A 22,272-nucleotide genomic window follows, 5' to 3' on the forward strand; every position below is an offset into this window, starting at 1 on the left:
CGTTCATCCGGCACTAGTCCTGCGGGATGTAGAGCACCTGCCCTATCTGGATTTCCCGTGACTTGAGCTTGTTGATCTCCACCAGCCGCGCCTGGCTCACCCCGTGCTTCTCGGCGAGGCGGGAGAGGCTCTGGCCGCGGGTGACCACGTGGCGGATCATCCTGGACTTGTCGTTGCTCTGCACGCTGCTGACCGGGGCGCTCGGCTCCTTCGCCGCCACCTTGTAGGGCTTGATCACCCCGGCGCCGGAGGCGCTGCCGACGCTGCTGACCGGGGCACCGCCGTCGCCGACGCGATACGGCTCGGTCGCCGGCATCCGGTTGGTCACCACCTGCTGCACCGGTTGTGTCGCCGGTTTGCTGGCGGCCACGGGCCTGCTCGCGGGGGCAGGACGACTCGTCGCCTGCTTGCTGGCCACCTGTTGTCCCTTGCCGGTCAGCATGGGGCCCTTGGTCGGATGGCTGCGGTAATAGGCGCGGATCCCCTCGAAGATGGCGCGGGCCAGCTGATCCTGATAGCTGGCGGTGGCCAGCAGCTTCTCTTCCGCGTGGTTGGAGATGAAGCCCGTCTCCACCAGCACCGAGGGAATGTCCGGCGCCTTCAGCACCGCCAGACTGGCGTGCTCCGGCGCCTTCTTGTGCAACCGGGCCACCCTGCCCATGGAGCGCAGGATCTGGCGGCTCACCTCATAACCTTCGGCCCTGGACTTGTCCATGGAGAGATCCAGGAAGGTCTGTGCCAGATAGGGGTTGGGATCGGATTCGGCCAATACCTTGCCGACGCCGCCGAGCAGTTCCCCCTGCTTCTCCTGCTTCTCGAGCCAGCTGCCCATCTCGCGGTTGGCACGGTTGGTCGACAGCACCCACACGGACGCGCCGCGCGGCGTCGAGTTGTGGAAGCTGTCGGCGTGCACCGACACCAGCAGATCCGCCTTGGCCTTGCGGGCGATCTCGGAGCGCTTGTTCAGGTCGACGAAGTAGTCGCCGCGCCGGGTCAGCACGGCACGCATGCCGGGCTCGCGATCGATGAGGGCCGCCAGCTTCTGCGACACCGACAGGGTCACCCGCTTCTCGTAGGTGCGGCGCGGGCCGATGGAGCCCGGGTCTTCCCCGCCGTGGCCGGGATCGATGGCGATGACGATGGCCTTGCCCTGTCCCCCGACGGGCGCGGGTTGTGCCGTGGCGCTGCCCTTCTCTTCGTAGGGCAGATCGATCACCAGCCGGTGGCCATAGGGACCGGCCGGCGCCAGCGGGAAGACCACTGGCTTGATGGAAGAGCTGAGATCCAGCACCAGGCGCAGGCTGCCTTGTTCAAGGGGCGTGCTCTCGCGGATCTTGCGCACCAGCTCGCTCTTGTTCTCGATGCGGGCCAGGTTGGCGGCATTGCTGGCGCCCTTCAGGTCGATCACCAGGCGGCTCGGGCCGGTCAGGGTGAAGTAGTTGAAATTGGGGGCACTGCTCATGTCGAGCACCACCCGGGTGTTGTCCGGCGACGGCCACACCCGCACACTCTTGAGCTGATTCGCCCAGGTGGGTAAGGCCATCAAGGAGAGAACAAAGACGAGGATCAAGCGCACTGAGATGACAACCGTTCCAGAATGGCTTCGCCGATAGCAGTGCGGGCCACGATCTGGGCCTCGCGCTGCTCGTTAACATAGGTCAGGGTGATCTCGAGATCCGGGGCGGGCAGCCAGCCCTCCCCTTTCTCCGGCCACTCCACCAGACAGAGGGTATCGGCACCGAAGTAGTCGCGAATCCCCATGAACTCCAGCTCTTCCGGGTCGGCCAGTCGATAGAGATCGAAGTGATAGACCTGCCACCTGGCCAGTTCATAGGGCTCCACCAGGGTATAGGTCGGACTCTTGACCTTGCCTTGATGGCCGAGCCCCTGCACCCAGCCTCGGGTCAGGGTGGTTTTGCCGGCCCCGAGGGCGCCGTGCAGAAAGACCGTGGTCGCCTGCTGGCACGCCTGCGCCAGCCGGCCGCCCAGGGCCACTGTTGCTGCCTCGTCCGGCAGTGTCATCATCAACGTTTTTGCCATGTTCTTCTTTTAACTTGTTACTGTGTCGGATTGACCAGACGGCGGATCCAGGGCAGCAGATCCGATGCCAGCATGCCCCTCTCCCCCTCGGCCGCAGCCAGGTCGGCCGCCTCGCCGTGGATCACGGCCCCGAGTCGGGCGGCCATCCCCGCAGGCCAGCCCTGGGCCAGGAGGGCGGCGATTATACCAGACAAGAGGTCGCCCATGCCGCCGCTGGCCATGCCCGGATTGCCCTCGTCGCAGAGGGCGATGGTCGGGCCATCGCAGATGAGCGACCCGGCCCCCTTGAGCAGCACCACGCCACCGTAGCGCCGCTGCAGCCGCGAAACGGCGGCGAAACGATCCGCCTCGACCTCGTCGATGGTGCAGCCCAGCAGGCGGGCGGCCTCCCCGGGGTGGGGGGTAAGCACCCAATTATCCCGATGACGGGGGGCCTGCGCCAGCCAATTCAATCCATCGGCGTCCAATACCAGTGGCTCCGGGGCCGCGAGGCGGTGCTCGAACCGGGCCCGGGCCCACTCATCCTGACCGAGTCCGGGCCCCAGCACATGCACCGAGGCCCAGGCCTCGTCCATGCCGGCCGGGCACCCCATCAGCTCGGGCTGTACCAGGCTGGCAGGGGGGGCGTCCGGATGCTGGCACAGGCGCACCAGGCCCGCCCCCGCCCGCAGGCAGGCCTGACCCGCCAGCAAGATGGCTCCCTGCATCCCCAGGTTGCCGCCCGTCAGCAGCACCCGGCCGCAGCGTCCCTTGTGGGCCGAGCGCGCACGCGGGACCAAGAGTCCCTTGAGGCGGGGATAATCGATCCGCTCGGCGGCGGGGATGACACCATCCTCGGGCCCCACCCCCAGGGGATCCCAGTCGAGGTGGCCGACCCCGTCCACCCCCTCCGCGGTGAGCATACCCTGCTTGATGCCGATGAAGGTGAGGGTGCGGGTGGCGTGCACCAGGGCGCCCATGGCGCGACCTGTATCGGCATTGAGCCCGGAGGGCAGATCCACCGCCAGCACGGGAACCCCCAGGCCGTTCATGGTTGCGACGATCTTTGCCATGGAAGGGGAGAGGGAGAACTGGACACCGGTGCCGAGCAGCGCGTCTATCACCAACTCCGGCAACGGCAGTGCCGAGTGTGCCAGCTCATCGGCCATCATCAAGCTGCCTCCCGAGGCCAGCCACTCCTCGGCGGCCCGCCTGGCGTCCCCCTTGAGCAGGCCGGGGGCCCGGGCGGCGATCACCAGGGGCTCGAGGCCGAGGCGCCTGGCGAGGCGGGCCAGCACATAGCCATCCCCGCCGTTGTTGCCCGGGCCGACGAAGATCCACCAGCGGCTGCTCTCGGGCCAATGATGACGGGCATAGTTGCACAGGGCGGCCCCCGCCCGCTCCATCAGCACATAGAGGGGCAGCCCCTCGCGCTCGGCCCAGCGCCGCTCCAGGCGGCGGATCTGTTCGGCCCGCCACAGGGGTTGTGCTAGACTGTCGCCCTCTTTCCTGCGGATAGCGTCCTCGAACACCTGTACCATGACGGCCCCCAAGCTTCATCATCCCATGACCCGGCAACTGGCACGCCATATTGCCACCCTGCGCCTGCCACAGCCCTGTCGGCAGAGGGGCAACGCAGCATGACGGCCGCCGAACTCGCACAGCTGACCCACGATATCAAGCTCTGGGCACGGGAGCTAGGATTTGACCAGGTCGGCATCACAGACACGGATCTCGCCCTGGAGGAGCCCAGACTGCAGGCCTGGCTGGACGCCGGCCACCACGGCACCATGGACTACATGGCGCGCCACGGCATGATGCGGGCCCGCCCCCACGAGCTGCTGCCGGGCACCCTGCGGGTGCTGTCGGTGCGGATGAATTACCTCCCGTTCGAGGCGGGCTTCGCCGCAACCCTGCGCGACCCCACGCTCGGCTATATCAGCCGCTACGCCCTCGGCCGCGACTACCACAAGGTGCTGCGCAACCGGCTCAAGCAGCTGGGGGAGCGCATCGAGCGGCGCTGCGAGGCGCTGTTGCAAGGTTCACAGGAGACCCTGGGCGAGTGGCGTCCCTTCGTCGATTCCGCTCCCATCCTGGAGCGCCCGCTGGCGGCCAAGGCGGGGCTCGGCTGGGTGGGCAAGCACTCGCTGCTGCTCAACGAGTCGGCGGGCTCCTTCTTCTTCCTGGGGGAGCTGCTGGTCGGCCTGCCGCTGCGCCTGGACGCCCCGGTGGAGAAGGAGCAGTGCGGCAAGTGCGTGGCCTGCATCAACATATGCCCGACCGGTGCCATCATCGCCCCCTATGTGGTGGACGGCCGTCGCTGCATCTCCTATCTCACCATAGAGAACGACGGCCCCATCCCCGAGGAGTTCAGGCCGCTGATGGGCAACCGCATCTATGGCTGCGACGACTGCCAGCTCATCTGCCCCTGGAACCGCTATGTGGATGCGAGCCCAGAGCCCGACTTCAGCCCGCGCCCCACTCTGCACCGCCCGCCCCTGCTTGATCTGTGGGGCTGGAGCGAGAGCGATTTTCTCAAGCACACCGAGGGCAGCCCGATCCGCCGCATCGGCTACCGGCGCTGGCGCCGCAACCTGGCGGTGGCTCTTGGCAACGGTCCCGCCAGCCCGCAGGTCATCGAAGCCCTGCAGCAGGCGCTCGGCGAGGCCGAGCCTATGGTGGCCGAACATATCGAGTGGGCGCTGGCGACCCTGGCCAACCGCCAGCAGGAAGACCACAAGAAGACCCGCCTGCTGATCCGCTGCATCGAAAAAGGTCTGCCGGATCACGCATAGGCGATCTGGCCCTTGCCGGATCGCAGGCATTTTTTCATGCTCTGCCGACCATTGACCATCGGCACAATAAAAGGAAGATTCGGATGCAGATGTTGGGAGTAGATATTGGCGGATCCGGGATCAAGGGCTGCCTGGTCGACACCGAGACCGGGGAGCTGATTGGCGAGCGCCACCGCATCGCCACGCCGCAACCGGCCACCCCGGCCGCCGTGGCGCACACCCTCAAGGCGCTGGTCGAGCATTTCCAGTGGAAGGGCCCGGTGGGATGCGGCTTTCCCGCCACCATCCACAACGGCATCGCCAAGAACGCCTCCAACATCGACAAGAGCTGGATCGAGACCGATGCCGCCCACCTGTTCGCCGACGTGACCGGCCTGCCTTGCTATGTACTGAATGATGCCGATGCGGCGGGCCTCGCCGAGATGCGCTTTGGCACCGGGCGGGATCGCCAGGGGGTGATCATCCTCATCACGGTGGGCACCGGCATCGGCACCGCGGTATTCGTCAACGGCCAGCTGCTGCCCAACACCGAGCTGGGCCACCTCATCCTGGAAGGCATGGTGGCCGAGCACTACTGCTCCGACGCCGTGCGCAAGCGCGAGGATCTCTCCTGGAGCCGCTGGGGCAAGCGCTTCAACAAGTACCTGGCCCGCCTGGAATTCCTCTTCTCCCCCGACCTCTTCATCCTGGGAGGCGGCAGCGCCGCCAAGCTCGACAAGTTCATCGACCGAATAGAGACCCGGGCCCCGCTGGTCGCGGCGGCAAACCTCAACCAGGCCGGCATCATAGGAGCCGCCCTCTACGGCGCCGCCCGGCAGAAGGGCTGATCCCTCCCCGTCATGCCCCCGACAGATCCGGCCCCTGTCGGGTCCCTTGGTTCAGATGTCGTCGAGCCGATGAGCCCCGTGCACCAGCCGGGTCAACCGGGATCGCGCCATCGAGGCCAGGGCCTTCAGCAGTGCCCCCGTGTCAGGCGTGGGGCACTCCCGGGCAAGGCGCTCCAGCTCGGCGATGAGCCTCTCCTCCTGCTGCGACACCAGGGCCACTATCTCCTCCGGCTGAGTGCCGGCCGCCAGCGCCAGGCGCTCGCACTCCACCAGCAGATCCTCGCCGAATCCCTGATCCAGCCAGGTCTCCTTGACCGCCTTCCCCATCTGCTCGCGATAGTCGTGCAGATGAGCCGCCGCCGCGTCTTCCCGTCCCTGCAGATAGGCCAGCAGCATCCGGCTGCGCTCCCCGTCCACCCTGGGGATCTGGCGCCCGTAGCTGAGCCCCTGCTGATGATGAAGCTGCTCGAGATAGAGCATCAGATCCTTGATCTGTTGAAATCGCATCTCTCCCTCCTCCTGGCATCCACCTTCTGCCAGTATAAGGAGGTGGCGCCTGGTCCCGATCGAAAAATGGTCATTTATTGTTCTGCATCAAGGGGATGGTGAAGAAAAAAAGCCGCGGGATGCGCAGTGGGCGAGAGGCGGCGCCGGGGGGGCGAGGGGCCGGTCTATCACAGGCGGGCTCTGAGAAAAGCATCGAATAGACAAGTTGTGGTTAATTTTCCAGGTTATATTCGGTCATGAATCATCAAGTCAGAATCTAATCTTGAGACTCCCGAGCCCCCCTCGCCGCCATAGTCGGTGGACGGAAATCCTTATCCATTTTTTAGACGTCTAGACGTAAAAACATGCGTTGACACAGCCATCCGGACATCTTAGCATCATCCTCCATGATGACAGAGCTACCCAGTGAAACCTCTGCCCAATTTACCCGCCTGTAGCGCCCTGTGCTTTAAGGCTGTTAGCACGGAAGAATCCATGATTAAGTTGATCGGTCTCAACAAAGTCTACGGTAAAGGCAGTGATGCCGTGCACGCCCTGCGTGACGTGAGCCTGCATGTGCCGCAAGGCAAGATCTTCGGGGTGATCGGCGCCTCCGGTGCCGGCAAGAGCACCCTCATTCGTTGCGTCAACCTGCTGGAGCGCCCCACCGAGGGCCAGGTCATCGTCGATGGCCAGGATCTGGTCGCCCTGAGCGAGCGGGATCTGACCCAGGCCCGCCGCCAGATCGGCATGATCTTCCAGCACTTCAACCTGCTGGCCTCCCGCACCGTCTCCGCCAACATCGCCTTCCCCCTGGAGCTCGCGGGCTGGAGCAAGGCGCAGATCCAGAGCCGGGTCAGCGAACTGCTGGCCCTGGTCGGGCTGGAAGCCCGTGCCCACGCTTATCCGTCCGAGCTCTCCGGCGGCCAGAAGCAGCGCGTCGCCATCGCCCGCGCCCTGGCGCCGGCCCCCAAGGTACTGCTGTGCGACGAGGCCACTTCGGCCCTGGACCCGCAGACCACCCGCTCCATCCTGAGCCTGCTCAAGGAGATCAACGTCAAGCTGGGGCTCACCATACTGCTCATCACCCACGAGATGGACGTGGTGAAGGGGATCTGTGACGAAGTGGCCATCATCAGCGACGGCCGTCTGATCGAGCAGGGCGAGGTCGCCTGGTTCTTCAGCAACGCCAAGACCCAGCTGGCTCGGGATTTCATCCACTCCACCATCCACCTGGAAGTACCCCAGGAGTATCAGGAGCGGATGAGTGCGGAGCGTGTGCCCGGCAGCTACCCATTGGTCAAGCTGGGTTTCACCGGTGCCACCGTCGATTCGCCGCTGATTTCCGAGGTGAGCCGCCGTTTCAACATCGACATCAGCATACTGAGTGCGGATATCGAATACGCCGGCGGCGTCAAGTTCGGCTTCCTGCTGGCCGAGCTGTTCGGGGACGAGGCCCAGTGCGAGGCGTCCCAGCAGTTCTTCATCGACAACCACATTCAGCTGGAGGTAATGGGCTATGTCCGAAGCAATGACTAATCTGCTGCGCCCCATCCTCGGCGACTCAGCCATCCTATCCAGCTGGAGGTAATGACTCATGTCCGAAGCAATGATCAATCTGCTGGTCTCGGCCCTCGGCGACACCCTGATCATGGTGTTTGCCTCCGCCCTGTTCGGCTGCCTGCTCGGCCTGCCGCTCGGCGTGGCGCTGCACGTGACCAAGGCGGGCCAGATCCTGGCCAACCCGCTGCTGAACAAGATCCTCGGCGTCATCGTCAACGTGGGACGCTCCGTGCCCTTCATCATCCTGCTGGTGGCCATCATACCGCTGACCCGATTCATCGTCGGCACCAGTATCGGCACCATAGCCGCCATAGTGCCGCTGACCGTCGGCTGCATCCCCTTCATCGCCCGTCTGGTGGAAGGGGCCCTGATGGAGGTGCCGGACGGCCTGCTGGAGGCGGCCAAGGCCATGGGGGCCAAGCCCCTGCAAATCATCGCCAAGGTGCTGCTGCCCGAGGCCCTGCCGGGGATCCTCAACAGCATCATCATCACCCTCGTCACCCTGGTGAACTACTCCGCCATGGCCGGCGCCATCGGGGGGGGAGGTCTGGGGGATGTGGGCATTCGCTACGGCTATCAGCGTTTCGATCCCACCGTCATGCTGGTCACCGTGGTCATTCTGGTGGTGCTGGTTCAACTCATCCAGAGCGCGGGTGAGCGCCTGGTCAAACAATGTGATCATCGTTAATCGTCGATTTCTGACAGGAGGTTTTTATGAAATTGGGCATTAAATCCGCGGCAGCCGCGCTGCTGGCAACCCTGGTACTGGTCGGCTGCGGCCAGAAGGAAGAGAACAAGACCCTGAAGGTGGGCGCCATCGCCGGCCCCGAGACCGAGCTGGTGGAGACCGCGGCCAAGGTGGCCAAGGAGAAATACGGTCTGACCGTCGAAGTGGTCACCTTCTCCGACTACGTCACCCCGAACGTGGCCCTGAACGACGGCAGCGTCGACGTCAACGCCTTCCAGCACAAGCCTTACCTGGACGCCCAGATCCGTGATCGCGGCTTCAAGCTGGTGCCGGTCGGCAACACCTTCGTCTACCCGATCGCCGGTTATTCCAAGAAGCTCAAGGCGCTGTCCGAGATCAAGGACGGCGCCCAGATCGCGGTGCCGAACGATCCGACCAACCTGGGTCGCTCCCTGATCCTGCTGGAGAAGCAGGGCCTGCTGAAGCTGAAGGAAGGCGCCGGTCTGGAAGCCACCGTGCTGGACATCGTCGACAACCCGCGCAACTTCAAGATCGTCGAGCTGGAAGCCGCCCAGCTGCCGCGCTCCCTGGAAGACGTGGATCTGGCCATCATCAACAACACCTTCGCCGGTCAGATCGGGCTGACCCCGACCGAGAACGGCCTGTTTGTCGAAGACAAGGAGTCCCCCTACGTCAACCTGATCGTCGCCCGCGAGAACAACAAGGACGACGAGAAGGTCAAGGAGTTCGTCCAGTCCTTCCAGACCGACGAGGTCTACAAGAAGGGAACCGAGCTGTTCAAGGGCGGTCTGGTGAAAGGTTGGTAATCACTCACTCTGTAAAAAAGGCCACGCCAAGCGTGGCCTTTTTTTTTGCCCCCGTTATCATAGTCGGAAGCACGGCAACACGAAAAACAGAACAACAATGAAGAAATGGTATCTGGCCTACTGCAAGCCCAAGGAAGAGGCCCGCGCCCGCGCACATCTGGCAGCCCAGGGCGTCGAATCCTATTACCCCATGGTCGAGATCGAGAAACTGAAACGGGGCAAACGGGTGCCGGTGCGGGAGCCCATGTTTCCCAACTACCTCTTCATCTATGTGGATCTGGAGGAGGTGACCCCGGTCACCCTGAAGTCGACCCGCGGCATCAGCCGCATCATCCACTTCGGCAAGGAGTGGACCCCCGTCAGCAGCCAGCTGATCTACCAGTTGATGAGCCGGGACGACAGCGACGAGGCCCGCGCCAGCTATGCCCGTTTGCCGACCCAGGGAGACAAGGTGCTTATCGAATCCGGCCCCCTCGCCGGCTTCGAGGCCATCTATCTGGAGCCGGATGGGGAGAAACGGGCCATCCTTCTGGTCACCCTGCTCAATCAGGAGACCTGCAGCAGCTTTGAGAACCAGACCTTCCGCCGTCTGGAGTGACCGCGCAGCGTCTGATTCGTGGCGAGAAGCGCCCCCTTCGCCTGCGGGTCACCCACTCAATCAGGAGACCTGCAGCAGCGTCGAGAACCAGACCTTCCGCCGTCTGGAGTGACTGCGCAGCGTCTGATTCGCGGCGAGAAGCGCCCCCTTCGCCTGCTGGTCACCCACTCAATCAGGAGACCTGCAGCAGCGTCGAGAACCAGACCTTCCGCCGTCTGGAGTGACTGCGCAGCGTCTGATTCGCGGCGAGAAGCGCCCCCTTCGCCTGCTGGTCACCCTGCTCAATCAGGAGACCTGCAGCAGCTTCGAGAACCAGACCTTCCGCCGTCTGGAGTGACCGCGTCCCACGGTGATCAACTTCCCCGCGGGTCACCCTGCTCAATCAGGAGAACACTGGCGGCATCGACCACCTGACATGCCGGCCTTGGGGCTGAAAAAAACGGGACAGACCCGCCGGTCTGCCCCGTTTTGTTGCCGCCCGGTCGGCGTCAGGCATCCAGCGCGAAGCGGCTGATGGCCGAGGTCAGCCTGCCCGTCTCCCGCGTCAACCTGGCGGCGATCTGCTCCCCCTGCTGACTGTGTTCTCTGGACTGATGGCTGAGCCCGGCGATCTCTTCCACCGTGCCGGCGACCGACTGTGCCACCCTGGACTGCTGCTCGGTCGCCGCCGCGATGGCCGCGAGCCGGCCGCTGAGGTCCTGCACCAGCGCCGTCATCGCCTCCAGGGTCTCGGTCACCGAGGCCAGGGCCCCCCGTCCCTGCGCCACCAGCCGGGTGCCGTCGCCCACGGTATCGGCGGTCTCCCGGGTCTGCTGCTGGATGCTGGCGATGGTCTGGTTGATCTCCATGGTCGATGCGCTGGTACGACTCGCCAGCTGCCTCACCTCATCGGCCACCACCGCAAAGCCGCGCCCCTGTTCACCGGCCCGCGCCGCCTCGATGGCGGCGTTGAGGGCCAGCAGGTTGGTCTGCTCGGCGATGGTGGCGATCACCTCGGTGACGCGCCCCACCTGTTCGCTCTGGCTGCTGAGTTTCTCCATCGCCTGATCCGCCTGGGTGATCATGGCGGCGATCTGCGCCATGGTGTCCCCCATGCGTCCCAGCACCTGCTCACCCTGCCTGGCCTGCTGTTCGGTCTGGCGGGCCGCCCCGGCGGCGTCGGCAATGTTGCCGGCCACATCCCGGGTGCTGACCGACATCTGCTCGATGGCGGCGGCCACCGAATCCAGCCTCTGGCTCTGGCTCGCCAGGTCGTCCACGATGGCGTTGGTGGTCTGGCCGACCTCGCGACCAGCCCCCTCCACCTGGCCGACCGCCCCCTGGATCTCCCCCACCAGCTCGCGCAACTGGGCCGACATCCGATTGATGGAGCCCGTCAGGCCGCCCAGTTCATCCTGGCGCAGCACCGGCAGGGGGGCGAGCGGCAGGCGGCCATCGGCCACCTGACCGGCCCGGTTCACCAGGCTGGCAATCTCCCGGGTCAGACGCCGGCTGAACAGCAGGGCCACCAGGGTGCCGAGCAGGATGACGCTGGTGGTCGCCAGCAGCAGGGTGCGATGAATGGTCTGGCCGGCCGCGGTCATCTCGCCGGCCATCTTGTCCACATCCCCCCGGGTATGGGTCACCTGGGCCGCCAGCTGGTCGGCGAGCCGGGTCAGGGCGGGCTCTATCTCTGTGGCCATCAGGTGGTTGGCCCTGTCCCAGTCCGGCGCCTGGCGCTTCTCGATCACCTGGCCGACCAGCTCGGCGAAGGGGGCGGACATCTCCTCGAACAGCGTCCACAGCCCCTTCTGCGCCTCGGTGAAGCTGGCCTGTTGCTGCTTGATCTCGGCCACCCGCTGCAGATGGAACTGGTAGTAGTCCTGGTACTTGTCGCGATACGCCTTCTCCCCCGAGATGAGAAAGTCCCGCAGGGCGGAGAGGGCATTGGCCAGGCCGTTGTAGGCATCCCCCACCTGCTTGAGCAGCAGGCGGCGATCCCCCGGCAGCTGATCCTGCGGGGTCACCACCTCTTCGTTGGCAATGGATTGCAGCTGGTCCAGGGCGGCCTCCGCCAGGGGGCCCGCCTCCAGCAGCATCAGGGTGTGGGCAGGCAGGTTATCCTCGGTATGGGCCAGGGCCCAGACCTTCTCCTGCGCCTCCTTGAAGCCCCTCAGGGAGCGGGTCAGATCCGGGGTGAACGACTGCCGCTCGATGAGCCGCCAGGCCCCTTCCCACTCCTGTTTCAGGCGCGCCGACTGGGCTGGGTCCTTGCCGAGGATGAGGTAGCCACGCAGGGAGGAGACGGTGGCGATCAGCGCCTTCTGGCTCGCCTCGTCCCGCTGCAGGGCGGGCAGGGCCTGGGCCAGCAAGGCATCCTGCGAGCCCTCAATCCGGCCGAGCTGATGGTAGACGAGGGTCGACGAGAGAATGATGAGCAGATTGATAAAACAGAAGCTCAACAACAGCTTGCTTGATAGTTTCATGGCCATCCTTGTGTGACTGCGGGCATCCTGCCCTGAATTAGCGCCTGATCAGCGTGGGTAGCCGTGCCAGCCAGCTCTCATGCCAGACGCTCAGCTCCTCGCGGGGCATGGGACGGGCGGAGAAGAACCCCTGGCACTGATCGCATCCGAGCCTCGCCAGCAGTTGCCAGGTGGCCTCGTCCTCGACCCCTTCGGCCACCGATTTCAACCCCAGCTTGCGCGCCAGCTCGATGCTGGATTCGATGATGGCAAGGCGGGAGGGATCCTCGTAGCAGCGATCGACGAAGGATCTGTCCAGCTTCAACTCGGTGAAGGGCAGCAGGGCGAGCTGCTGCATGGAGGAGTAGCCTGTGCCGAAGTCGTCGATGGAGAGGCCAAAGCCGTGCATGCGCAGGCGCGTCAGCACCTCCAGCGACTTGCCGAGATCCTTGACGAAGGCGCTCTCGGTCACCTCCAGGGTGATGAGCTCGGGGTTGATGCTCCAGCGCTGGCAGTGGCTGAGCAGGGTGTTGCACAGATCCCCCTCGATCAGCGAGGTGGTGGAGAGGTTCATCGACAGGTTCAGCGAGAGTCCGGTCTGCTCCCAGAGGTGACCATCGCGCAGCGCCTTGCCGATGATCACCTCGGTGAGCGGGTCGATGAGCCCGTTGTGTTCCGCCAGCGGAATGAAACGGGCCGGGGAGATGAGGCCGTAGAGGGGGTGCTGCCAGCGGGCGAGCGCCTCCATGCCGGTCCAGCGCCCGTTGTCGAAGCTCACCTTGGGCTGATACCAGGGCAGCAGCTGATCCTGCTCCAGGGCGCGGCCCAGATCGTCCAGGGTGAGCTGGAAGCCGTCTTCCTCCTGACTGCGCACCTGCTGGGGGCGCCAGGCGCCGATCATCTGCGCGATCTGCTGATCGGAGGCGGGCTTGTCGATGCGCCCCAGCACCTGCAGGCCATAGGCCCGGCTCATGCGCAGCACCGCATCCACCACGTCATCCTCCAGGGCGCTGCACAGCACTATGCCGCCGCGAAACCCGCCGAGGGAGAGGCGACGCAGCAGGGCCATGCCATCCATGCCGGGCATGCGCAGATCGCAGAACAGGATGTCCACCTGGTGATGCTGGCACTGGGCCAGCGCCTCCTCCCCGTCCTGGGCCTCCAGCAGGTGGGGGTAGCCAAGCCCGCGGATCTGGTGCATCAGGGCCTTGCGCTGGAAGTTGTGATCTTCCACCACCATGATCACCCACTCTTGCCGTGCACTATTCATCTAGCCATAACCCCGTTTCACCTCTGATCCCGTTCATCAATGCCTGTACTGCCAGGGCCAGCTCGTCGAGTCTGTCCCACTGCTTCAACCTGGCCGCCGCCTCCAGCCGGGCGGCCTCCTCTGCCAATGCCTGCTGCCCCACCATGCGGGCGGCGCCCTTGATGCGATGGGCCGTCTCCACCAGCGCCTGGCTATCCTGCCTGGCCAGGGCCTGCCTCATGTCCTCGCTGTCCTGCTCATTGGCTTCCAGGTATTCGGCAGCCATGCTGCGGGCCACCTCCTCGTCCCCGAACAGGGTCAACCAGCTTATGCCCGGCACCTGAACCCTGGCTTGCCGGGAGGCCATTGGCCGGGGCTCCCGGGCCGGCAGCCAGCGCACCAGGATCTGGCGCAACGCATCCAGGCTGTAGGGCTTGAACAGCATATCGTTCATGCCCGCCTCCCGCATCTGCTGGCTGGCCTCCTCCGACGTATCGGCGGTGATGCCTATGATGGGCGTCTGGTCACCAGACTCTCGCAAGGAGCGTGCCAATGCATAGCCATCCATCACCGGCATGTGGCAGTCCGTCAGCAGCAGGGCAAACCCCTGCCCCTGCCAGGCGAGCAGCGCCTGCTCCCCGTCCTCCACCACCTCGGACTCGAGCCCCAGGATGGCGAGCTGGCGGGTCAGCAGCGCCCGGTTGACGGGGTGATCGTCCGCCACCAGCACCCGCCCCCTGAGCGCCTCCCCCTGAACCCTGGCCGCCTCGCTGGGCCGTTGGCTCGACAGCTGATGGCAGGTCTCCAGCAGCAGGTCGGGATAGAGGGGAGACTGGCCGAGTCGCCACCAGGCGTCGCTCCCCATGCGTCCGCGCAGCGCCTCATGGTGCGAGAGTACTATGCCCTTGAGCGAAGAGCGCTGCAAATGCGCCAGCCAGTCGCTGCCCAGGGCCTGCTCCAGAGTGCGTTCCTGGGCCAGCAGGTAGCCCTCGAGGGGCTGCTGCCACTGGCTGGCCGTCAGCCGGTGCAGCCGGGCACCGAAGCGCTCCATCATGGCCGGCAGCGCCTCGTCCTCACCGAACCACCACCACGCCTGCTCGGCCAGCGGCGGCGCGTCCCACTGGCAGTCGACCAGCGGAATGGCAAAAGTCACCGTGGTCCCCACCCCGGGCTCGCTCTCCAGGGTCAGGCTGCCCCCCATCTTCTGGGTCAGCTGATGACAGATGGCGAGTCCGAGCCCGGTCCCGCCGAAGCGCCGGTTGATGTCTGACTCCACCTGCCTGAACGGGATGAAGAGGTTGTCCTGCTTCTCCCTCGCGATGCCGATCCCCGTGTCCCGCACCCTCAGGGTCAGCCTGTGATCCTGGTAGGCCACCTGGATGGCCACCCCTCCCGCCTCGGTGAACTTCACCGCATTGCTCAGCAGGTTGGAGACAACCTGCCCCACCCGCACCCCATCGATGCAGGCCTGATCCGGCACCTCCCGCCCCCATGCCAGCGTCACATTGAGCCCCTTGCCATAGGCATGGGCGGCATGCCCCCGGATGACGTCGCAGATCACCGAGGTCAGCCGGCAGCGATGGGGATGCAGCTGCAACTGCCCCGCCTCCATCTTGGAGAAGTCCAGGATATCGTTGACCAGGTAGAGCAGGTGGTTGGTGGAGGTCGAGATGTTGCGCAGCATGTAGCGCTGGTCGTCGTCGAGGGCGCTCATCTGCAGCAGCTCCAGCATGCCGTGCATGCCGGAGATGGGGGTACGCAGCTCATGGCTCATGGTGGCGAGGAAGCGGCTGCGCGCCTGGGTCGCCTCCTCCGCCACCCGCCTGGCCTGGCGCAGCTCCAGCTCCTGGCGCTTCAACTTGGTGATGTCCTGCACCACCCCGTTCAGCACCACCCCTTCGAGCCCCTCCTGGTGCACGAAGTGCCCCCGGATCTGCAGATAGCCCGATTGTCCCTGGCGCTGGATCTCCACCTCGAGATCCAGCGGCTCCATGGCCCTGGCATGGCGCTCCACTGTGGCCACGAACTCCTGATGGGCCTGCCCCGTCAACCCCAGGATGGCGGCCCCGGTCACCTTCTCCCCGACGGGATCCATGTCATAACCCACCATCTCCTTCAGCCCCTGCGAGGTGTAGAGGAAGCGCCCGTTGCCCGGCCCCAACCAGTGGTATTGGTAGACCAGCCCCGGCATGCTGTCGGTGATCTGGGTGAGCCGGGTCTGCGCCTCCTGGGCCGCGAACCGCGCCTGCTCCAGCTCGGTCACATCGGTCAGCACGGTCAGGATCCCGAGCCGCTTGCCGTCCGGCCCCACGAACAGCCGCTTGGTGTAGATCATCTGGTGCAGGCTGCCGTCATCCCGCAGGAGCTCACCACGGCCATGAAACTCCTCCCCGCTCTCCCACACCCTGGCATCTTCCTCCACGACCCGGGCCCGGATCGCCTCCGGCAGCCGATCCTTGAGCAGCCGCTCATAGGAGCCCATCAGGTTTTCCCCGCCCAGGAACATCTGCCGGTATGCCCGGTTCGTCATCGCGACCTCGTAGTGCTCGTTGGTCAGCACCACCAGGTTTGGCAGGGCGTCGAGCATCATCTGGACGAACGCAAGCTGCTCCTCGAGCCGCCGCTCCACCTCCCGTCGCTGGCTGACCTGACGGCGCAGCGTCCGGTTCCACCCCAGGAACAGCAGGAGGCTGAGCAGGAAGAGTCCGCCACCGAGGGAAGACCAGAGCAGCACCTTCTGCGGATCCAGCCCCGTCTGTATGGTCAGGGAGAGCCACTTCTTCTCCAGGGCGGTCAGCTCCTCCGGAGGGATGGCGAGCAACACCTTGGTCAGGATCTGCTGCAGCATGGGATCCTGCCGCTGGGTCGCCATGGCGACGGGCACCCGCAGATCGTTGCCGGAATACACCACCTGATAGCGATCGCTGAATCCCTTCTTCAACGACTGCTCCAGGGTGGTCATCCCCATCAGCACATAGTCGACCTGTTGCCGATCCAGCAGCGGCAGCAGCTCGGGATCGCTGGCCACCGGGACGGAGACGGCCCCCACCTCGGTCAGCAGCATTTTTTCCACCGAGCCCCCCACCATGCCCACGGGGTGCCCTTTCAAATCCTTGGGGCTGGTCAACTCTTCCATCCCCTTCCTGGCCACAACCACCCGGTTGAGGGAGGCATAATTGGGGGTGAAGCGGGCAAACTGCTGACGCTCAGCGGTCGGCGTCATGGCCGGGATGAGATCCAGCTTGCGGGCCTGGAACAGCGCCAGGCTCTGGGTCCAGCTTTCGGTCGGCACCAGGGTAAACTGGAGCCCGGCACGCTGACTCATCATCGCCAGCAGCTCGGCAATAAACCCCTTGAGACGCCCCCGCTCGTCGATCTCGCTCATGCCGGACCAGTTGGGGGCGACCCCGTACCGGATCACCGGGTGCGCCTGCAACCACGCCTGCTCCTGCGGGCTGAAGACGATCTCCCTGTTTCCTTTGACCAGGGCGTAATCCAGGATGCCCCCCGCCTCCAGGATGCTGCGCCGCTCCAGTGCAGAGATGTCGTCGAGGGCCCGCTCCAGCAATCCCTGCAGGACGTCTCCCTCCGGCGCGACCGCCATGGCGAGGGAGGTATCCCTCATCCAGTCCACCGTGACCAGCGTCATGCCCGCCATGACCTGCAGACGGCTCAGCATGGGCAACTCGGCCAGATAGGCGTCCGCCTTTCCCTCCTTGAGCAGGAAGACCGCCTCGTCCCGACTGTCGACCGTGACCAGATTCGAGATGCCGAGGCGCTGCAACTCGTCGCAGGCGCTGACGCCGAAGACGCAGACCCAGCGCACGCCGTAGGCCTCCTCCAGGGAGAGGCTCTCCCGCCCTCCCGTCAGCAGGATGGCGCGAGGCAGCGCCATCAGCTCGGAGGTGAACCGCATCCGCAGTGTGCGGGTCGGGCTAGGCGCCACGCCGATCAGCATGTCGACCTCGCCGTCCATCAAGGCCTGCTGGAGCCCCGCATTGTTGGCATAGGCCCGGTAGCGCACCCCCAGCCCCAACCTGCCTGCAATCTGGGAGGCGAACTCATTCAGGGGGCCGGTGAAGTTGCCACGGCCATCGGTATAGACATAAGGGGGCCAGGCCGTCGCCGGCATGCCGATCACCAGCTCGTGGTGGGTTGCGAGCCAGGCCTGCTCCGCCGGCGTGAAGGCGCTTGCGTCCAGCTGCGACGAATGGGCCGTCGCCACCAGGCTCCAGCAGGTCAACCAGCACAACAGGATGAGGCGACAGCAGCGGCAGAACATAATCAGCTCCCTTACAGACTGGAGGGGGATCATAGAGTGTTTGGCCCTGTGTGCGACACATAATTTGAGGCCATTCACGGCAGAAAAGAAAAATGGCAGGCCCAGGCCTGCCATCCGCGAGGTCGGGGGCCGGGCCCCCTCCCCTCAGGTTATTCGATTCCCGAGCCGGAAACCGGTTTGAAACTCCCGCTCACGGATGTGGGCGATCTGCACGTTTTGCCCCTCCAGCCCGATGTCTTTGAGCAGGGCCGGGGAGAGATGCAGATAGCTGACGCGACGCTCCAACCGGGTGATCCGTTTTTGAACCAGGGTCTCGACGTGGCGCAGCAGGGTGAGTTCGATAGACATGATATTCTCCAGTTGAACGTGCGGTTCCCCCGGAGAGAGGTGATCACCCTGCGGGACAACCGCGGGTGATGGAAAAGCAGGTGTTACCTGTTCCCTCCACGCGGCGAATAAAGAGCACGAGTCTTCGCGCTGCCAGAGCAGCGATCGAACGCAACGTTGAACATGGAATGTTGCATATTCGTCTCCTTACCGTGTGAAAGTTGAACAAGTTGCCACAGTGTAAAAAAACACCGAATTTTACGCAATCTCTCCCCCACCCATATGGGTGGGGGCCGTCCGGGCGAGGCCCCCTCATATCCCGGACAGCAGGCGGAACTCCTCCAGCGCATAGGTATCCGTCATGCCGCTCACATAGTCGAGCAGCAGCCGCACCCGGTAGTACCACTCCTGCTCGGCCCCTTCGTGAAAGCGCGGATCCCGGCTCGCCACCGCCAGCCGGTATGCCTTGAGGTGGCGGGCGGAGAGCCTGTGATACAGGCGGCGGGCGAAGAAGAGCTCGCTCCCGCCGTCGCCGGCCAGCAGCCGCTCGAACTGGCTGGCGGGCAGGGCCAGCAGGCAGGCATAGGTGGAGAGCACGCCGCGCAGGGCGGCATAGCCCTCCAGCTCCAGCGCCTCCACCTCGGGGCGCATGAACACCTGCGCCTTCGCGACTTGTTTGAGCACATCCAGCACCCTGGCCGCCGGGGCCTGGCCGTGCAGCAGCGCCCTGGGGTAGGCACCGCTCAGGATCTCGTCGTGCTCGCTCACATAGGTGTGGGCCGCCAGCGCCACCAGATCCCGGGTCAGCCGATGGCGGAAATGGGGGAAGAAGCCGCGGCCAGAGGCGAGGGCCTCATCGAGCAGGGTGGTCATGTAGTCGCTCTCATCGGCGGCCCTCAGCGCCGCCAGCAGCTCGCCCTGGGTGAGGATGCGCCTGTCCACCGCATCCTCCAGATCGGCGATGCAGTAGGAGATGTCGTCCGCCGCCTCCATGATGTAGACCAGCGGATGGCGGCATCCCGGCGCCAGCCCCAGACTCTCGCCCAGGGCCCGGTAGAGGGGCTGCTCGCTGAAGAAGATGCCGCGTTTGCTGGCCCAGCCGTGATGCTGGCCATAGCCCTGGGGGCTGTGCAGCCCGGGTTGGGGTTGCTGCGGGTATTTGCACAGGGCCGCCAGCTGGCCCAGGGTGAGGTTCAGCTCGTGCAGGCTGTGCACCAGCCGCAGGCTCTGGGCGTTGCCGTCAAACACCAGCAGATCCTGGCGAAGCGTTGCCCACTGGGCACTCGGCAACTGGTCGTGGGCACGGGCAAAGAGACTGTCCAGCTCCTGCGCCAGCCACTGGCTCATCACCTGCTCCCCGAAGTGGCCAAACGGCGGGTTGCCGACGTCGTGCAGCAGGCAGGACATCTCCACCAGATTGATAAAGGCCCCCTCGCAAACCGACCCCGGGGGCAGGGCCGCCAGGATGCGCCGGCTGATCTGGCGGCCGGTCTCCTGCACCTCCAGGGAGTGGGTGAGGCGGCTGCGCACCGAGGCCTTCACGTCGAGGGGGAAGACCTGGGTCTTCTGCTGCAGCCGGCGCACCGGTGCCGCCTGCACGATGCGGGCGCGATCCTGCTCGGTCGCCTCCAGCAGGTCGTCATCGCCCCAGGGGTGGATCCGCTCCGGGGTAATCAAACGGCTATACATCTTGTGGCTCCTTGCCCGGTTTTTTTGCCCGCCTCACGACAGCAACCAGCGCCGCAGGCGGGCGATGTCGCCCGGGTATTCCCGGCGCAGCGTCTCAATCCAGTCTTCCACGTTCTCCCACCAGGCCGGGTGATCCGGGCTCTGGATCAGCTGGGCCGTCTGCTGCAGCCGGCGCAGGCCGATGGAGCCCGCCGCCCCTTTTATCTTGTGCGCCTCCTCCACCACGCCGGCCTGATCCCGGGCAATCATGTTGGAGTCGAGCACAGCCATGTAGTCCGGCATCATCTTCTCGAACAGATCCACGCTGGAGATCAGCACCGGTTTTCCGACCGTGCTGGCGTAATCGGTGAGGAAGGGCAGGTCCAGCAGGGCATCCTGGTGGTGGGCATCGTCCTGCTCGTCCGCCTCGTCGTCGGCGAGATCCGCAAACAGGTGGCCTATCACCTCCCGCACTGCCCTGGAGCCGAGCGGCTTGTTGATCACGTCCTGCATGCCGTGATCCCGGTAGTACTGACGATCCCCGGTGGCGTTGGCGGTGAGTGCCACCATGGGGGGCAGGCTGTCGCCGTAGCGCGCCAGCAGCTGCTCCGCCACGTCGAATCCGGTCATATCCGGCAGCTGGATGTCGAGCAGGATGAGGTCGAAGTCATCGGGATTGGCCATGGCCAGCGCCTGGGCGCCGTCCCGCGCCACCTTGACCTGATGGCCGAGCTTGTTCAGCAGGGCGCAGGCCACGGTCACGTTGAGCTCCACATCCTCCACCAGCAGGATGTCGAGGGAGGGCATCTCCGGCTCCGCGGCCGCGGCCTGGGGCTCGACGCACTCCACCTCCAGCTCGGCGGTGAAGCAGGCGCCTTCGCCCGGATCGCTGTCCACATAGAGCTGCCCCCCCATGGCCTGCACCAGCTGGCGGGAGACCGCGAGGCCGATGCCGGTGCCGGTGGCGTGCTTCTTGCCCTGCACCTGGTAGTACATGGCGAAGATCTTCTCCTGCTGGGCTCGGGGAATGCCCACCCCGGTGTCCTCCACCTCGAAGTGCAGCGCCAGCTTGCCCGGCACCTCGGCGGCGTGGGCGAGGCAGCGTATGGTCACCCCCCCCTCGTCGGTGAACTTGACCGCGTTGCCCACCAGGTTCCACAGCACCTGGCGCAACCGGGTGCCGTCCGCCATCACGAATTGCGGCATGTCGCCATCCCGGTCGAAGTGCAGATAGAGCCCCTTCTGCTCCGCCTGGATGCGCGACAGCGTCTCCAGCTCGTCGAGGAAGGCGGGCAGATCCAGGGGGGCCGGCGCGATTTCCAGCCGGCGCCGGTCGAGCTTGTCGAGATCGATGATGTCGTTGAAGATGTTGCCGAGCGTCACCGCGCTCAGGTGGATGGTCTTGAGCTGCTGCTGCTGCTTGGCATCGAGGGGCGTGTCCATCAGCATCCGGCTCAAGCCCACTATGCCGTTGAGGGGGGTACGCAGCTCGTGGCTGATGGTGGAGATGAAGGTGGTCTTGTCCCGGCTCGCCTTCTCCAGCTTGTCCTGGTACTGCTTGCGCTCTGTGATGTCGCGGCCAAAGCCGAGCAGGCCGAGGCGCTTGCCGAAGCGATCGAAGAAGGGCACCTTGCGCAGCTCGAAGTAGGCCTTGCGGCCATCCGGGTACTCCAGCCACTGCTCATAGGTGAGCGGCTCGTTGCTGGCGAAGACCTGCTTGTCGGTCTCCACCACCTTGCTGGCGATGTCGTGCTTGTAGACGTCGAACGGCGTCAGCCCGATGAGCTCCGCCTCCACCTTGCCGGTCAGCTCCTCCATGGCGCGGTTGCAGCCGGAGAACTGCTCGTCCTCGTTGCGGTAGTAGACCAGATCCGGCGAGCAGTCGATGAAGGAGCGCAGCAGGGCGGTGCGCTCCCCCAGGTGCAGCTGGGCCTTCTCCCGCTGGAACACCTCGTTCTCCAGATCCTCTATGGCCTGCTGACGCAGGGTCTCGGCCCGGTTGGTCTCGGCGATCTGGGCGTTGAGGCGGCTGATGTTCTCCTGCAGCTGGCTGTTGAGCTCGAGGTCCCGCTCGCGCATGTCCTGCAGCTTGCGCACCATGCGGGTCAGCCGCTGACGGGAGTCCTCCAGCTGATCCACCACGATGGAGAGGAAGTAGACGGCCCAGGGGGTTACCAGCAGGCCGAAGAAGACCGAACGCACCAGGTCGACAACGTCCACCGTGCCGCGCAGAAACAGGGTCACCCCCATCTGGATGGAGACCGCCAGCACTATGATGGCGGTCGCCAGGAACATGCTGAAGCGCACCAGTCCCAGCTTGGTCATCAGGTCGACGTAATATTGCGCCCAGGATTTGATCTGCTTCATCTCGTTGCTTTCCCCTCTCGATTGCGCAAACAGAATACCAGTACGGCGCCCTGAACTCTTGCCCGCCGCATCTTAAATTATTGATTAACGTCACACTCCGGCTGGGGTAGCATGCCTGCCATGAGTCAGTCA

At 65.2% G+C, this 22,272-nt stretch carries 16 protein-coding genes and 1 pseudogene; 7 read left to right on the top strand and 10 right to left on the bottom strand.

Annotation, left to right across the window (positions count from 1 at the left end):
• Positions 1–13: 13 nt before the first annotated feature.
• The 3 genes from R2B70_RS15755 to R2B70_RS15765 are packed head-to-tail and all read right to left on the bottom strand — an operon-like array spanning position 14 to position 3,560.
• Entirely contained in the window at positions 14–1,576 is a 1,563-nt protein-coding gene (locus tag R2B70_RS15755; protein ID WP_042078324.1) for an N-acetylmuramoyl-L-alanine amidase, read from the bottom strand.
• On the bottom strand, positions 1,567–2,040 hold the full coding sequence (tsaE, locus tag R2B70_RS15760) for a tRNA (adenosine(37)-N6)-threonylcarbamoyltransferase complex ATPase subunit type 1 TsaE (protein ID WP_202211656.1): 474 nt from the start codon (positions 2,038–2,040) through the stop codon (positions 1,567–1,569). Before tsaE ends, R2B70_RS15755 begins: the two co-directional genes overlap by 10 nt.
• Before the next feature lie 17 nt (positions 2,041–2,057).
• Positions 2,058–3,560: an NAD(P)H-hydrate dehydratase gene (locus tag R2B70_RS15765; RefSeq protein ID WP_318161947.1), complete on the bottom strand. Its 1,503-nt coding sequence runs from the start codon at positions 3,558–3,560 to the stop codon at positions 2,058–2,060.
• Between the two features lie 99 nt (positions 3,561–3,659).
• On the opposite strand from R2B70_RS15765, the gene queG reads away from it, so the two are divergent.
• On the top strand, positions 3,660–4,814 hold the full coding sequence (queG, locus tag R2B70_RS15770; protein WP_318161948.1) for a tRNA epoxyqueuosine(34) reductase QueG: 1,155 nt from the start codon (positions 3,660–3,662) through the stop codon (positions 4,812–4,814).
• Between the two features lie 83 nt (positions 4,815–4,897).
• A complete protein-coding gene (gene ppgK / locus R2B70_RS15775; RefSeq protein ID WP_209794631.1) occupies positions 4,898–5,641 on the top strand; it encodes a polyphosphate--glucose phosphotransferase in 744 nt (247 codons plus the stop codon).
• Between the two features lie 51 nt (positions 5,642–5,692).
• Here ppgK and R2B70_RS15780 read toward each other — a convergent pair whose 3' ends face one another.
• Positions 5,693–6,148, bottom strand: a complete 456-nt coding sequence (locus tag R2B70_RS15780) for a hypothetical protein (RefSeq protein ID WP_209794630.1) — start codon at positions 6,146–6,148, stop codon at positions 5,693–5,695.
• Between the two features lie 474 nt (positions 6,149–6,622).
• Here R2B70_RS15780 and metN point away from each other — a divergent pair, with 474 nt between their 5' ends.
• From metN to R2B70_RS15805, 5 genes and pseudogenes are all read left to right on the top strand, one after another.
• On the top strand, positions 6,623–7,666 hold the full coding sequence (gene metN / locus R2B70_RS15785; RefSeq protein ID WP_042078318.1) for a methionine ABC transporter ATP-binding protein MetN: 1,044 nt from the start codon (positions 6,623–6,625) through the stop codon (positions 7,664–7,666).
• Between the two features lie 58 nt (positions 7,667–7,724).
• On the top strand, positions 7,725–8,378 hold the full coding sequence (locus R2B70_RS15790; RefSeq protein WP_318161949.1) for a methionine ABC transporter permease: 654 nt from the start codon (positions 7,725–7,727) through the stop codon (positions 8,376–8,378).
• A 26-nt stretch (positions 8,379–8,404) separates the two neighbouring features.
• The gene (gene metQ, locus R2B70_RS15795) at positions 8,405–9,205 is read left to right on the top strand and encodes a methionine ABC transporter substrate-binding lipoprotein MetQ (RefSeq protein WP_318161950.1); all 801 of its coding nucleotides are present in this window, start codon (positions 8,405–8,407) and stop codon (positions 9,203–9,205) included.
• Between the two features lie 97 nt (positions 9,206–9,302).
• Positions 9,303–9,803 (top strand): transcription/translation regulatory transformer protein RfaH, encoded by a 501-nt coding sequence (rfaH, locus tag R2B70_RS15800; RefSeq protein ID WP_202211660.1) that lies wholly within the window; start codon positions 9,303–9,305, stop codon positions 9,801–9,803.
• A gap of 244 nt (positions 9,804–10,047) precedes the next feature.
• Positions 10,048–10,140 (top strand): annotated as a pseudogene (locus R2B70_RS15805) (transcription/translation regulatory transformer protein RfaH); the annotation flags it as partial.
• A 151-nt stretch (positions 10,141–10,291) separates the two neighbouring features.
• On the opposite strand, the gene R2B70_RS15810 reads toward R2B70_RS15805, so the two are convergent.
• The 6 genes from R2B70_RS15810 to arcB all read right to left on the bottom strand — a co-directional run bounded on the left by R2B70_RS15810 (position 10,292) and on the right by arcB (position 22,140).
• Positions 10,292–12,268: a methyl-accepting chemotaxis protein gene (locus tag R2B70_RS15810; protein WP_318161951.1), complete on the bottom strand. Its 1,977-nt coding sequence runs from the start codon at positions 12,266–12,268 to the stop codon at positions 10,292–10,294.
• Positions 12,269–12,305: 37 nt separating this feature from the next.
• Positions 12,306–13,517 carry an EAL domain-containing response regulator gene (locus tag R2B70_RS15815; protein ID WP_318161952.1) on the bottom strand — a complete coding sequence of 404 codons (1,212 nt, stop codon included), beginning with the start codon at positions 13,515–13,517 and terminating at the stop codon, positions 12,306–12,308.
• Entirely contained in the window at positions 13,510–17,778 is a 4,269-nt protein-coding gene (locus tag R2B70_RS15820; RefSeq protein WP_318161953.1) for a transporter substrate-binding domain-containing protein, read from the bottom strand. The genes R2B70_RS15815 and R2B70_RS15820 overlap by 8 nt, the downstream gene beginning before the upstream one ends.
• A gap of 144 nt (positions 17,779–17,922) precedes the next feature.
• The gene (locus R2B70_RS15825; protein WP_042078308.1) at positions 17,923–18,126 is read right to left on the bottom strand and encodes a hypothetical protein; all 204 of its coding nucleotides are present in this window, start codon (positions 18,124–18,126) and stop codon (positions 17,923–17,925) included.
• 291 nt (positions 18,127–18,417) lie between these two features.
• Positions 18,418–19,794, bottom strand: a complete 1,377-nt coding sequence (gene dgt, locus R2B70_RS15830) for a dGTPase (protein ID WP_042078306.1) — start codon at positions 19,792–19,794, stop codon at positions 18,418–18,420.
• A gap of 33 nt (positions 19,795–19,827) precedes the next feature.
• Positions 19,828–22,140 carry an aerobic respiration two-component sensor histidine kinase ArcB gene (arcB, locus tag R2B70_RS15835; RefSeq protein WP_042078304.1) on the bottom strand — a complete coding sequence of 771 codons (2,313 nt, stop codon included), beginning with the start codon at positions 22,138–22,140 and terminating at the stop codon, positions 19,828–19,830.
• Between the last annotated feature and the right edge of the window lie 132 nt (positions 22,141–22,272).

The organism is Aeromonas sp. XH (assembly GCF_033348475.1).
GTDB lineage: Bacteria > Pseudomonadota > Gammaproteobacteria > Enterobacterales > Aeromonadaceae > Aeromonas > Aeromonas sanarellii.

Excerpts from the sequence above, each read along its gene's own strand:
- tsaE (WP_202211656.1), bottom strand. The coding sequence starts at position 2,040 with ATGGCAAAAACGTTGATGATGACACTGCCGGACGAGGCAGCAACAGTG.
- metQ (WP_318161950.1), top strand. The coding sequence starts at position 8,405 with ATGAAATTGGGCATTAAATCCGCGGCAGCCGCGCTGCTGGCAACCCTG.
- R2B70_RS15765 (WP_318161947.1), bottom strand. The coding sequence starts at position 3,560 with ATGGTACAGGTGTTCGAGGACGCTATCCGCAGGAAAGAGGGCGACAGT.
- metN (WP_042078318.1), top strand. The coding sequence starts at position 6,623 with ATGATTAAGTTGATCGGTCTCAACAAAGTCTACGGTAAAGGCAGTGAT.
- R2B70_RS15780 (WP_209794630.1), bottom strand. The coding sequence starts at position 6,148 with ATGCGATTTCAACAGATCAAGGATCTGATGCTCTATCTCGAGCAGCTT.
- R2B70_RS15815 (WP_318161952.1), bottom strand. The coding sequence starts at position 13,517 with ATGAATAGTGCACGGCAAGAGTGGGTGATCATGGTGGTGGAAGATCAC.
- queG (WP_318161948.1), top strand. The coding sequence starts at position 3,660 with ATGACGGCCGCCGAACTCGCACAGCTGACCCACGATATCAAGCTCTGG.
- R2B70_RS15820 (WP_318161953.1), bottom strand. The coding sequence starts at position 17,778 with ATGTTCTGCCGCTGCTGTCGCCTCATCCTGTTGTGCTGGTTGACCTGC.
- R2B70_RS15790 (WP_318161949.1), top strand. The coding sequence starts at position 7,725 with ATGTCCGAAGCAATGATCAATCTGCTGGTCTCGGCCCTCGGCGACACC.
- ppgK (WP_209794631.1), top strand. The coding sequence starts at position 4,898 with ATGCAGATGTTGGGAGTAGATATTGGCGGATCCGGGATCAAGGGCTGC.
- dgt (WP_042078306.1), bottom strand. The coding sequence starts at position 19,794 with ATGTATAGCCGTTTGATTACCCCGGAGCGGATCCACCCCTGGGGCGAT.
- rfaH (WP_202211660.1), top strand. The coding sequence starts at position 9,303 with ATGAAGAAATGGTATCTGGCCTACTGCAAGCCCAAGGAAGAGGCCCGC.
- R2B70_RS15810 (WP_318161951.1), bottom strand. The coding sequence starts at position 12,268 with ATGAAACTATCAAGCAAGCTGTTGTTGAGCTTCTGTTTTATCAATCTG.
- arcB (WP_042078304.1), bottom strand. The coding sequence starts at position 22,140 with ATGAAGCAGATCAAATCCTGGGCGCAATATTACGTCGACCTGATGACC.
- R2B70_RS15825 (WP_042078308.1), bottom strand. The coding sequence starts at position 18,126 with ATGTCTATCGAACTCACCCTGCTGCGCCACGTCGAGACCCTGGTTCAA.